The 12,765-nt window shown below is 72.2% G+C and carries 7 protein-coding genes; 5 read left to right on the forward strand and 2 right to left on the reverse strand.

The annotated features are described in order from the left end of the window. Window positions 1-190: 190 nt before the first annotated feature. A complete protein-coding gene (locus F7R91_RS20645; RefSeq protein ID WP_150950546.1) occupies window positions 191-2,317 on the reverse strand; it encodes an MMPL family transporter in 2,127 nt (708 codons plus the stop codon). A 315-nt stretch (window positions 2,318-2,632) separates the two neighbouring features. Next, a complete protein-coding gene (locus F7R91_RS20650; protein WP_150950547.1) occupies window positions 2,633-3,388 on the reverse strand; it encodes a TetR/AcrR family transcriptional regulator in 756 nt (251 codons plus the stop codon). Window positions 3,389-3,795: 407 nt separating this feature from the next. On the opposite strand from F7R91_RS20650, the gene F7R91_RS20655 reads away from it, so the two are divergent. The 5 genes from F7R91_RS20655 to F7R91_RS20675 all read left to right on the forward strand — a co-directional run. Continuing rightward, on the forward strand, window positions 3,796-5,031 hold the full coding sequence (locus F7R91_RS20655; RefSeq protein WP_150950548.1) for a cytochrome P450: 1,236 nt from the start codon (window positions 3,796-3,798) through the stop codon (window positions 5,029-5,031). 16 nt (window positions 5,032-5,047) lie between these two features. Continuing rightward, window positions 5,048-5,242 (forward strand): ferredoxin, encoded by a 195-nt coding sequence (locus F7R91_RS20660; protein WP_150950549.1) that lies wholly within the window; start codon window positions 5,048-5,050, stop codon window positions 5,240-5,242. Window positions 5,243-5,312: 70 nt separating this feature from the next. After that, window positions 5,313-6,503 carry a DUF993 family protein gene (locus F7R91_RS20665; protein WP_150950550.1) on the forward strand — a complete coding sequence of 397 codons (1,191 nt, stop codon included), beginning with the start codon at window positions 5,313-5,315 and terminating at the stop codon, window positions 6,501-6,503. Further along, the gene (locus F7R91_RS20670; RefSeq protein ID WP_150950551.1) at window positions 6,500-7,909 is read left to right on the forward strand and encodes an NAD(P)/FAD-dependent oxidoreductase; all 1,410 of its coding nucleotides are present in this window, start codon (window positions 6,500-6,502) and stop codon (window positions 7,907-7,909) included. The genes F7R91_RS20665 and F7R91_RS20670 overlap by 4 nt, the downstream gene beginning before the upstream one ends. Next, window positions 7,906-12,765: type I polyketide synthase (locus F7R91_RS20675; RefSeq protein ID WP_150950552.1), on the forward strand; the 4,860-nt coding region annotated here is incomplete at its 3' end. The genes F7R91_RS20670 and F7R91_RS20675, both read left to right, overlap by 4 nt.

Here is a 12,765-nt window from a genome sequence, read left to right on the forward strand (position 1 = left end):
GGGCAGACCGTAACCACGGGGAGTCCAGGGCGGTCCCCCTTGCGCCCCCTAACCGGAAGCACCTGCGTGGCCCCGGCACCCCGAAGCCGGGGGAGCGGCCGACCTGTTGGGGCGGGGCACACGCGGCGGGCCCCCGGCGCGGAGGTCCGCGTCGGGGGCCCGCCCGTGGGTCGGCCTGGGGGGTGGAAGGTCAGCGGGCCGCCGTAGCGTCCGCCCGCTGCTGTCCCGCACGGACGGCCGGTCCGGGGCCCTCGCCGAGCCGCCGGTACAGCCTGCCCGGCCACCAGCTCGCGCGGCCGACGTCCAGGGACAGCGCCGGCACCAGCAGCGTGCGGACGAGGAAGGCGTCGAGCAGGACGCCGACCGCGACGACCACACCGAGCTGGACCATGTCGACGACCGGCATCGAGGTGAACACCGCGAACGTCGCGGCGAGGACGACCGCCGCCGACGTGATGACACTGCCGGTCACCGACAGACCGCGCCGGACGCCCTCGGCATGGCCGTGGAGCTGGGCCTCCTCACGGACCCGGGTCATCAGGAAGATGTTGTAGTCGACGCCGAGCGCGGCGAGGAACACAAAGCTGACGAGCGGGAGTTGCCAGGCGACGCCCGCATGTCCGAAGGCGTGCTCGAACAGCAGGCCGGAGGCGCCGAGCGCGGCGAAGTAGGACACCACGACGGTCGACAGCAGGATCAGCGGCGCGACGATGGCCCGGAGCAGAACGACCAGGAAGAGCAGGATCACCGCGAGGACGACCGGGATGACGACCCGGAGGTCACGGCTCTGCGCGTGGTCGATGTCGAGCGTCTCGGCCGTGGTGCCGCCGACGACGGCGTGTGCGCCGGGCACGGCGTGCACGGCCGACCGCAGATCCTCGATCGTGTCCATGGCCGCGTCGCTGTCGGGCGCGTTGGCGAGGACGACGTCGATCATCACCCGGTTCCCGTCGGGGCTCGGCGACCGCTCGCCGACCTGCACCCCGTCGACGCCCTGCACCGCCGAGACGACGGCACCCTCGGCGCCGGCGTCCGCGACGACCGCGGCCGGGTCGGAGGCGCCGGACGGGAAGTGCCGGGCGAGCTGCTCCTGACCGGTGACGGACTCCGGCTTCGTCTGGAACACATCGGACTTGCTCAGGCCCAGGTTCATGCCGAGGGCGCTGACCCCGAGGGCGGCGATCACGGCCAGGCAGCCCAGCCACACCAGGCGGGGACGGCGTCCGACGGAGGTGCCGATCCGCGCCCACGCGCCCGTCGCGGACCGCTCCGCCTGGCCGACCCTCGGCACGAACGGCCAGAACACCCAGCGGCCGACGAGGACCAGCAGCGCCGGCAGGATCGTGACCATGGCGACATAGGCGCACAGCACACCGGTGGCGCCGACCAGGCCGAGGCTGCGGGAGCTCTGCATGTCCGCCAGGGCCAGACACACGAGGCCGACCACCACGGTTCCGGCGGACGCCAGGATCGCCGGGCCCGAGCGCCGCAGCGCGATCCCCATGGCCGCGTGCCGGTCCTCGTGGCGCCGCAACTCCTCGCGGTAGCGGGCGATCAGCAGCAGCGCGTAGTCGGTCCCGACGCCGAACAGCAGGATCATCAGGAGGCTGGAGCTGGCCGGGTTCACCGGCAGGCTCGCGTGCTTGGCGAGCAGATAGGCAACGCCCTGGGTGAGGACGGCGGCGAAACCGACCGACAGCAGGGGCAGCAGCCACAGGAACGGGCTGCGGTAGATGAGCAGCAGGAGGACGATGACGACCGAACTGGTCATGATCATCAGGTTGACGTCGAGGTTCTCGAAGGCCTGGGTGTAGTCGTTCAGCAGGCCCGCGGGACCGGCGACCGCCACGCCCAGGCCGGCGGGTGCGCCGTCCTGCGCGCGTTTGCGCATCTCCTTGACCGCGAAGTCGATCTCGACGTCGTCGCGGGTCAGCGGGACGACCGTCATCAGGGCCTTGCCGTCCCGTGACGGGACGGCCGCGGCGACGTTCTCACCGCTGTCGGCCAGCTTCGCGAACGCGGCCCGGTCGGACTCGGCCTTCTTCCGGTCGGCCGCCTGGATGCCGCCCTCGCGGGTGTAGACGACGACCGCGGGAGCCTCCTCCAGCGCCTCGCTGTACTTCTCCAACTCGTTCATGACCGCGGTGGATTCGGCGCCGCGTGGCAGCGAGCCCGAGGGGCTGCGGTCCTCGTAGTCCTCCAGGCCGCCGAACAGCGGGGTGAGCAGGCCGGCCAGGAGAAGCCACCCCAGCAGGACAAGCCACTTGGATCCGCGGCCACTTGGAACCTTCGCAAGAAGGCCCGGGGAATCACTCATGATGACGTACCTTTCGTCCCCGGCGTGCCGAGAGCTGCCGGGGTACAGCTGTCCGGGGGCCGCCCATCCCTGAGCGGAGATGATGCACGCGTTCGCCGGGCTTCCTGTCCTGGCCGCGTGTGCCGTGCCTGCCAGTGCACCACGCTTCTGCGTATGGTGCACGCGTATAGGCTACGCAGTACCGGAAACGACCGTCAAGCACCCTGCCCGGGTCCGGTGAAAGGTCCGTAAAGGAAGGCCAAAAAGCCGCGCACCCCAGGGAATTGACCCGAAATCAGGGGTGCGCGGCCAAGCGGCGGAAGCAGACGGGAGGAATCAGTCCCGTGGCTGGTCGATCAGTACACCGATGCCGTCGAGGATGCGCTCCAGACCGAACACGAACTCGTCGTCCGGACCCGCGGGCTCGTCCAGCACGCCCGCGTCGATCACCTTGTTGAGGGCGGGGAAGCGGTCGGGGCCGACGAGTCGGCGCACGAGCTGCCCGTACGACACCATGGCCGCCAGCTCGTCCGGCGCCTTCGCCATGAACGTCGCCTCGACGTCCGCGGAGACGGTCGCCTCGCTCCGGGTGTAACCGCTCAGCAGCATGATCACGGACAGCTTGTCGCCCTCGGACAACGGGGTGTCGCCCAGGCAGTGCAGACCGCGCTCCAGCCAGATGATCTGATTCGGCGTCACCGGCGGGCCGGTGATCGGGATACGCAGCGCCCAGGTGTGCTTACGCAGGATGGTGTGCTGCTCCCAGGCCCAGCGCGACAGACCCGCGCGCCAGCCCTCGTCCGGGGTCTGAGGAGGCGACGGGGGCGTCTGGTAGATCGCGTCCATCATCAGGACGAGCAGCTCGTCCTTCGACGCGAGATAGCGGTACAGGGCCATGGTCGAGGCGCCCAGATCGGCCGCGACACGGCTCATCGAGACGGCGGACAGGCCCTCCGAGGCGGCGATGGCCACGGCGGCGTCGACGATGCGCTGAAGGCTGAGACCGCGTTTGGGTCCCTTGTTCGGCCTCTCCCGCAGCCCCCATGCTTCGCCGAGGTAGCTCGGCAGGGTGGGCTCCCTGCTTGCGTCCATCGACTCCACTTCCTTCGCATGGTCCCGCCCGGGGCGGAACCGGTCGTCCTGCGGCTCAGTGTAGGTGGTTCCTCTCCGCAACCGAACAGGGCTCCGGCGCCGAGCACACGACGGCCCCCACGCTGACCTGCCGGAACGCCCCGGCGCCGGGCCACCCGCGCCGCGGGAGGCGGTCGGCGCAGCCGGCGGCGCGGGGGAGCGGACCCCGCGGCCGGCCGGGAGAACCACCCGCCGTAAGGACCATACGTCACCCCGCGCCGCCGGCCCGCCGGGCGTAGGGGCGACCCCAGCCGGCGCCCCCGGAGCCCGCTAGGGGTTGCCCGGCGACCTTAGGGGGGTTTCCCGGCTGTCCGGGTGTCCGGTGCGCGCTTGGATCGAGCCACGACCGTAGAGAGGACCCCCAGGCGATGACCGAGAACGCCGAGACCGGCAGCACCACCGGGTCACTCCCGGTGTTTCCGCTCGACCGCAGGAAGTGCCCGCTCTCGGTTCCCCAGGAATACGAGGCGATGCGCGCCGACGAGCCGGTCGCCGAGGTCGTCAACCGCATGACCGGAAAGCAGGCGTGGGCGCTGACCCGGTACGCGGACGTCCGGCAGGTGCTGGGCGACCCGTCGATGAGCTCCAACGCCCGCAACCCCGGCTACCCGCACCAGTTCCAGGTGCCGGAGGAGATGCTGCCGTACATCGCCTTCCCGTTCGCCGCCATGGACCCGCCGGAGCACACCGTGCGCCGCCGGATGGTGATCCCCGAGTTCACCGCCAAAAGGATCGCCGACCTGAAGCCGCGCACCCAGGCCATCGTCGACGCGCGGATCGACGCCATGCTGGCCAAGGGCGGCCCCGTCGACCTCGTCGCGGAACTCGCCGTGCCGGTGCCCTCGCTCCAGTTCTGCGAGCTGCTCGGCGCCGACACCGAGCACATCTCCTACTTCCGGAACTACGCCGAGACCACCACCGGACGCGACTCCAGCATGGAGGCGGTCGCCGGCGCCATCGCCGAGATGGACGAGTTCCTCGACGAGCTGATCACCGAGAAGACCCGCAACCCCGGCGAGGACCTGCTCAGCCGCATCGCCGCCAAGCTGCCCGAGGAGCCCACCCTCGGACACGACGACCTGGTGGCCATCGCCCGGCTGCTGGTCATCGCCGGCTCCGACACCACCGCCAACGTCATCTCGCTGGGCACCGCCGTGTTCCTCGAACACCCCGAGCAGTTGGACGAGGTACGGCGCGACCCGTCGCTGCTGCCCGGCGCCATCGAGGAACTGCTGCGCTTCCTCAGCATCCTGGACTCGGCGACCGTACGCGTCGCCACCAAGGACATCGAGCTGTCCGGTGGCGAGACCGTCCGCGAGGGCGAGGGCGTCCTCGCCCTCAACGGCGCCGCCAACTGGGACCCCGCCCGGTACCCGGACCCGCACCGCTTCGACATCCACCGCGACGCCGAGGGCCATATGGCGTTCAGCTACGGCAACCACATGTGCCCCGGCGCGAACCTCGCCCGGATGCAGCTGGAAGTGGTGTTCGGCACGCTGTTCACCCGCATCCCCGGCCTGCGCCTCGCGGCACCCGCCGACGAGCTGCCCTACATGTTCGACGCACACGCCTATGGGCTCCACGAACTGCCCGTCACCTGGTGAGACAAGGGGGAGAACGATGCGGATCTCGGTCGACCGCGAGGCGTGCGTGGGATCGGGGAACTGCGTCTTCTTCGCTCAGGGCGTGTTCGACCAGCACCCCGACGGCCGGGTCCTCCTACTCGTCGGGGAGCCGGACGAAGGGCTGCGCGCCGCGACGCTGACCGCCGCCGCGAACTGTCCGGTCCAAGCGATTTCCGTCAACGACGCATGAGCCGCGCGAGCTCCCGACGGAGCTCCGCGGCTCCACGAGACCTTCCCGGGAACGGGGTACGGAGCAGAAGATGATCAAGCTTCCCGAGGCGGACGGCACCCTCACCACCTACGAACCGGACCACACCGCCCAGGTGTACCCGGCCGACCCCACTCCGTTCCGGACCCGGTCGATGCTGGCGACGGCCCATGTGCTCGCCGACCCGCTCGCCGACAACGAGCCGCTCGGCCCGGTGGGCCCCACCCCGCCGCCGCAGAGCCTCGACTGGGACGCCACGCTCGCCTTCCGCCGGCACCTGTGGGCCCACGGCTTCACCCTGTGCGAGGGCATGGACACCGCACACCGCGGCATGGGCGTCGACTGGCCCCTGGCCGCCGAACTGATCCGTCGCTGCGGCGCCGAGGCCAGGGCCGTGGGCGGCCGGATGGCCGCCGCCGTTCTCACCGACCAGATCGAACCCTTCGAGCCGTGCACCCTCAAGGACGTACAGGCCGCCTACGAGGAGCAGATGGCCGTCGTCGAGGAGGCGGGCGCCCAGCCGGTCATCATGTGCAGCCCCCATCTCACCGTCGCGGCCCGCGCCTTCGACGACTTCGCCGAGGTGTACGGCGCCCTGATCCGGCAGTCGAGCCGGCCGGTGATCCTGCACTGGATCACCTCCGAGTGGGACCCCCGCAACACCGAGTACTGGGGCCACGAGGAGCCCGAGCCCGCCTATGACGCGCTCCTGGAGATCGTCCAAGCCCACCCCGGCAAGGTCGACGGCGTCAAGATCGGCCCCGCCGACCTCGACCGCCAGACCGCCTGGCGCGCCAAACTGCCCGACGGCGTGAAGTTCTACACCAGCGACACCACCGACTATGCGCGGATGTTCGTCGGTGACGAGCGCGGCCACAGCCACGGCCTCACCCCGGTGATCGACCCCGTGATCCCGCTCGCCGCCCGTGCCGTCCGCGCGCTGGACGACGGCGACGACGCGAAAGCCGCCGAACTCCTCGACGCCACCCTGCCGTTGAACCGGCACCTGTTCAGCGGCGAGGGCCGCAGCATCTACTTCTTCCGCACCGGCGTGACGTTCCTGGCCTGGCTGTCCGGACACGCCCCGCACTTCCGGATGGTGTGGGGCGAGCAGTCCGCGCGGTCCGTGCCGCACCTGGCCACCGCCTACCGGCTGGCCGACGAGGCGGGCGCCTTCCCCGACCCGGAATTGGCCGAACAGCGGATGAAGCTGTTCCTCGCCGTCTCGGGGGTCGACCAGTGACCAGAGCACTCGTCCTCGGCGGCGGCCTCGCCGGCATGCTGGCCGCCACCGCCCTCGCCGACACCGTCGACAGCGTCGTCGTACTGGAGCGCGACACCTTCCCCGACGCTCCCGTGCCCCGCCGCGGACTGCCGCAGGGACACCACAGCCACATCCTGATGCGCGGCGGCGTCGAAGCCATCGACGAACTGCTGCCCGGCACCGTCGACCTGCTCTACGCCGCCGGAGCCAAGAAACGCGGACTGCCCTGGGGCGCGCTGGCCCGCGGCCCCGAGGGGTGGATGGAACGCATCGACACCGACGCCTATCTGCTGCTGTGCAGCCGCGACCTGCTCGACCACATCGTCCGCCGCCAGGTGCTGCGCGACGGCCGGGTCACCGTGCGCGAGGCCGTCAAGGTGCTGGAGCTGACCGGCAGCGCCTCCCGGGTGACCGGTGTGGTCACCGAGACCGGCGAAGGACAGGAGCGGCTCCACGCCGACCTCGTCGTCGACGCCACCGGCCGGGGCTCCAACGCCCCGGCCTGGCTGACCGCGCTCGGGCTGCCCCAGGTCCGCGAGGACGTCGTCGACGCCGGAATCACCTATGTGAGCCGATGGTTCGAGGCACCGCCCGGCACCAAGGACGACTTCCCCGGCGTGATGATCCAGATGACCCCCGGCACCGGGAAGCCCGGCCAGGGTGCCGGACTGCTGCCGATGGAGGACGGCCGCTGGATCCTCAGCCTGTTCGGCAGCCGCGGCGGCGAACCCCCCAACGACGAGGACGGCTTCGCACGGTTCGCCCGTGAACGGCACCACCCGATCATCGCCGATCTGATAGCACGGGCCACCCCGGCCGGCCCGATCCGTACCTACCGCAACATCCCCGACCGCAGGCGCCGTTACGAGAAGCTCGCCCTGCCCGACGGCTTCGTCGTCATCGGCGACGCCGCGTCCGCACTCAACCCCGTGCACGGCACCGGCATGTCCGTCGCCGCCCAGTGCGCCCGGCTCCTGCGCGACGAACTGGCGGGCGGCGGCCTGCGGCCCAAGCTGACACGCCGCGTGCAGGCCGGCATCGCCCGGATCAACGGCGGCGCCTGGCGGCTGGCCACCAACACCGATCAGGGCCTGCCCGCCGTCCGCGCCAACGTCCGCCTCCAGGGCGGCGCCCTCGCGGACCGGATGGCGGCCCGTGTCGCCAGGACCGGCTGCCGCGACCGCGACGTCATCAACGCCGTGTTCGGCGTGGCCTCCCTGGTCAAGCCGATGACCGCGATGATGTCCCCCGCCTTCCTGCTGGCGGTGCTGCGCGGGCCGCGCAAGCCCGCGCTGACCGCCGAGCAGGCCATCGCCCAGTTCCCGGAGTTCGGCGACCTGCTCCCGTACGGCGCGTCGGACCGGCCCACCCGCAACACGGCATGAGCGCGCGGCACGAAGGGGCCGCCGGGGCCCCGACGGTGGTCCCGTGGGCGCTGTCCGGCCGCGGACCGGAGGCACTGCGCGGACAGGCGGAACGCCTCGCTGCCCACGTGACGGACAGCGGCCCGGCCGGCGCGGCCGACATCGGACACTCCCTGCTCACCACCCGCGCCCTGCTCGCACACCGCGCCGTGGCCCTCGGCACCGACACCCCCGGACTGCTGGCCGGGCTGCGCCTGCTGGCCACCGGCGAACGCGCCGACGACAGCACCGCCGTCGCGGTCTCCGGCACGGCACTGCCGGACCCCCGCGTGGCGTTCGTCTTCCCCGGCCAGGGCTCGCAGTGGCGCGGCATGGCCTGCGAACTCCTCGACACCGCACCGGCCTTCGCCGAGCGGATGGCACAGTGCTCGGCCGCGCTGGACCCCTTCGTCGACTGGGACCTCACCGACGTCCTGCGCGACACCGGATCTCCGCTGTGGGACCGGGTCGACGTGGTGCAGCCGCTGCTGTGGGCGGTCATGGTGTCGCTCGCAGCACTCTGGGAGTCGCACGGCGTACGACCCTCCGCCGTCGTCGGTCACTCACAGGGCGAGATCGCCGCCGCCTGCGTGGCCGGCGCGCTGTCCCTGCCGGACGGCGCCCGGGTGGTGGCACTGCGCAGCAGGCTCATCCGGGCCGAACTGGCCGGCCTCGGCGGGATGCTGTCCGTACCGCTCTCCCGCACGGACGCCGAACCCCGCCTGGCACCATGGCCGGGCCGCCTCCAGCTGGCCGCCGTCAACGGCCCCTCGTCCGTCGTGGTGTGCGGCGAGACCGCCGCCCTGGACGAACTGTTCGCCCAGCTGACGGCCGAGGAGATCCAGGCCCGCCGGATCGCGGTGGACTACGCCTCGCACTCCCACTACGTCGAGAAACTGCGCGACGGCCTCCTGGACGTCCTCGCCCCGGTACGGCCCACCACCGCGGACATCGCGTTCTACTCCACGGTCACCGGCGCCCCGCTGGACACGGCGGAGCTGACCGCGGACTACTGGTACCGGAACCTGCGCGGCACCGTACGGTTCGCCGAGGCCACCCAGGCCCTGCTGGCGGACGGCTACCGCGTCTTCGTGGAGTGCAGCGCCCACCCCGTCCTCACCAACGGCGTCCAGGACAGCTGCGAGGCATACGGCGTCGACGCGGCCACCCTCGGCTCACTGCGGCGCGACGCGGGCGGCCTCGACCGCTTCGCCCTGTCGCTGGCCCAGGCCCACGTCCGGGGCGTCCCCGTGGACTGGACACCCTTCCTGCCGGGCGCCCGGACCGTCGACCTGCCGACCTACGCCTTCCAGCGCAAGAGGTACTGGAAGGACCCGGCCGACGGGACCGCGCACCGGACCGTCGCCGGGCAGCGCACCGTCGAGCACCCCCTGCTGTCGGCCGCCGTGGAACCGGCACACGCCGGCGGCACCCTGCTCACCGGCCGGCTCTCCGTCCAGGCCCAGCCGTGGCTCGCCGATCACGAGGTGTTCGGCGCGAGAGTGGTGCCCGGCGCGGCACTCGTCGAACTGGCACTGTGCGCCGGCGAACAGCTGGACTGCCCCGTGCTCGGCGAACTGACGCTGCGCGCACCGCTGGTCCTGCCCGAACAGGGCGGCGTGGCCGTCCAGATCGCCGTGGCAGCGGCCGACGACTCCGGCGCCCGGCCGTTCACCGTGCACTCCGGCGCCGCCGAGGACACGGGACCGTGGACCCTGCACGCCCAGGGCCTGCTCACCGACCCGGCGGACACCCCTGCACCGTTCGACTTCACGCAGTGGCCACCGGCCGGAGCCACGGCGGTGGACGTCACGGACGGCTACGCCCGGCTGGCGACCCAGGGGTACGGCTACGGCCCCGCTTTCCAAGGCGTCACGGCGATATGGCGACGGGGCGAGGAGACCTTCGCCGAGGTCGAACTGCCCGAAGCCCTGCGGGCGGACGCCGAGCGCTACCTCCTGCACCCCGCGCTGCTGGACGCGTGTCTGCACCCCGGCGCGCTCAGCGGGCCCGGCACGGCCACGCGGCTTCCCTTCGAGTGGACGGAGCTGCGGCTGCATGCCGTGGGCGCCGGCGCGCTGCGGATCCGGATCGCTCAAGGACCCGACGGCGAACGGCTGGACGCCGCGGACCCGGCGGGCAACCCCGTCCTGTCCCTGGCCGCGCTGTCGGCACTGCCGGTGTCGCCCGAGCACCTGACGTCCGTACGGGGCGCGCCGACCGTGGAGCCGCTCGGGCTGGAGTGGATCCCGCTCGCGGTGCGGGAGGAGGGGCCGACGGCCGGCCTCGCCGACCTGGACGTGGTGCGCGCCGCGCCGGACGAGACGGAGACCGTGCCCGACACGGTGGTCTGGGCGGTCGACCGGCCCGATCACGGGGCCGTACCGGACGCCGCGCACGAGGTGGCTCGCGGTGCGCTGACCGTGGTCCACGACTGGCTCGCCGACGAGCGCTTCGCCGCGTCCAAGCTGGTCGTCCTGACCCGGCGGGCGCTGTCGCTCACGGGAGACACACACCCCGCCGACGTGGTGCTCGCGCCGTTGTGGGGACTCCTCGGCGCGGCCGTCGCGGAGAACCCGGACCGGTTCGTGCTGGTCGACACCGACGACGACCCCGCCTCGGTACGTGCCCTTCCGGCCGCCGTGACCAGCGACGAGCCGGAACTGGCCCTGCGCAACGGCAGGGTCCTGGCCCCCAGGCTGACCAGCACACCGCTCACCGCCCAAGGCACGCGCACGCCCGACCCCGAAGGCACGGTCCTGGTCACCGGTGGTACCGGTGGTCTGGGTGGGCTGGTGGCGCGGCATCTGGTGGCTGAACACGGGGTGCGGCGGCTGGTGTTGGTGAGTCGTCGGGGTGTGGAGGCGCCGGGTGCGGGGGAGTTGGTGGCCGAGCTGCAGGAGCTGGGTGCCGAGGTCTCGGTGGCGGCCTGTGATGTGTCGGACCGGGCGGCGCTGAGTGCGGTGCTGGACGGGATACCGGCTGAACATCCGCTGACGGGTGTGGTGCATACGGCGGGTGTGCTGGACGACGGTGTGGTGGCGTCGTTGAGCGCGGAGCGGCTGGATGCCGTGCTGCGTGCGAAGGCGGACGCCGCCTGGCACCTCCACGAACTGACCGCCGGCCATGACCTCGCCCTGTTCTGCCTGTTCTCCTCGGCAGCGGGCACCGTCGCCCCCGGCGGCCAGGGCAACTACGCCGCCGCCAACACCTTCCTCGACGCGCTGGCCGGTCACCGCCGGGCCGCAGGGCTGCCCGCCCAGTCGTGTGTCTGGGGCATGTGGTCGCGGGACACCGGCATGACCGGCCACCTCGACGAGGCCGCCCTGCGCCGGCTGCACCGGCATGGCTTCGGCGCGCTGTCGCAGACGGAAGGACTGGCGCTGTTCGACGCGGCCATCGCGTCCGACGCCATCGCTCCCGTCCTGCTGAAGCTGGAGCCCGCGGGGCTGCGCGCACAGGCCGCGTCCGGCACGCTGCCCGCCGTACTGCGCGCCCTGGTCAGGGCACCGCGCCGCCAGGCCGACCGGACGGCGACCGGCGCCACGCTCGCCGACCGCCTCGCCCGGCTGCCGGAGGAACAGCGCCGGCCGATGCTGCTGGACCTCGTACGCCGAGAGGTCGCGGACGTCCTCGGCCATGCGTCCGTCGACGGGGTCGCGCACGACCGTGTCTTCAAAGAGCTCGGCTTCGACTCACTGACCGCGGTGGAGCTGCGGAACCGGCTGAATGCCGTGACCGGTCTGCGGCTGCCCGCGACGCTGGTGTTCGACCATCCGACGGCGACCGCCGTCGCCGACCACCTGCACATCCGCCTGCTCGGGACGGCCGACCGACGCGCACCGGCAGCGCCGGTTGCGCGGGTCGATGACGAGCCGGTGGTGATTGTCGGTATGGCGTGTCGTTTCCCGGGTGGGGTGTCGTCGCCGGAGGAGTTGTGGCGGCTGGTGGAGTCCGGGGTGGATGCGGTGTCGGGCTTCCCGGTGAACCGGGGCTGGGACGCGGACGGGCTGTATGACCCGGAGCCGGGGACGGCGGGGCGGACGTATGCGCGCTCGGGTGGATTCCTGCATGAGGCGGGGGAGTTCGACGCGGGTTTCTTCGGGATCAGTCCGAACGAGGCGCTGGCGATGGATCCGCAGCAGCGGTTGCTGTTGGAGTGTTCGTGGGAGGCGTTCGAGCGGGCGGGTATCGACCCCGCCTCGCTGCGCGGGAGCGCCACCGGTGTCTTCGCGGGCGTCATGTACCACGACTACGCCAACAGCTCCGCCGCCGGGGCGATCGCCTCGGGCCGGGTGGCGTACACGTTCGGCCTGGAGGGCCCGGCGGTCACGGTGGACACGGCGTGTTCGTCGTCGCTGGTGGCCCTGCACCTCGCGGCCCAGGCCCTGCGCAACGGCGAGTGCTCGCTGGCAATGGCCGGGGGCGCCACCGTGATGGCCACGCCCGAGGTGCTGCTGGAGTTCAGCAGACAGCGGGGGCTTTCGCCGGACGGCCGGTGCCGGTCGTTCGCTGCTACGGCGGACGGGACCGGGTTCTCCGAGGGCGTGGGTGTGCTGTTGGTGGAGCGGTTGTCGGATGCGCGTCGTCTGGGGCATCCGGTGCTGGCGGTGGTGCGGGGTTCGGCGGTGAATCAGGACGGTGCGTCGAATGGGTTGACGGCGCCGAACGGGCCTTCGCAGGAGCGGGTGATCGGGCAGGCCCTTGCTGCTGCCGGTCTGTCGTCTGCGGATGTGGATGTGGTGGAGGGGCACGGTACGGGGACGACGCTCGGTGATCCGATTGAGGCGCAGGCGTTGTTGGCGGCGTATGGGCAAGGTCGGCCGGAGGGGCGGCCG

The sequence above is a fragment of the Streptomyces luteolifulvus genome (genome assembly GCF_008806595.1).
Classification (GTDB): Bacteria; Actinomycetota; Actinomycetes; order Streptomycetales; family Streptomycetaceae; genus Streptomyces; species Streptomyces luteolifulvus.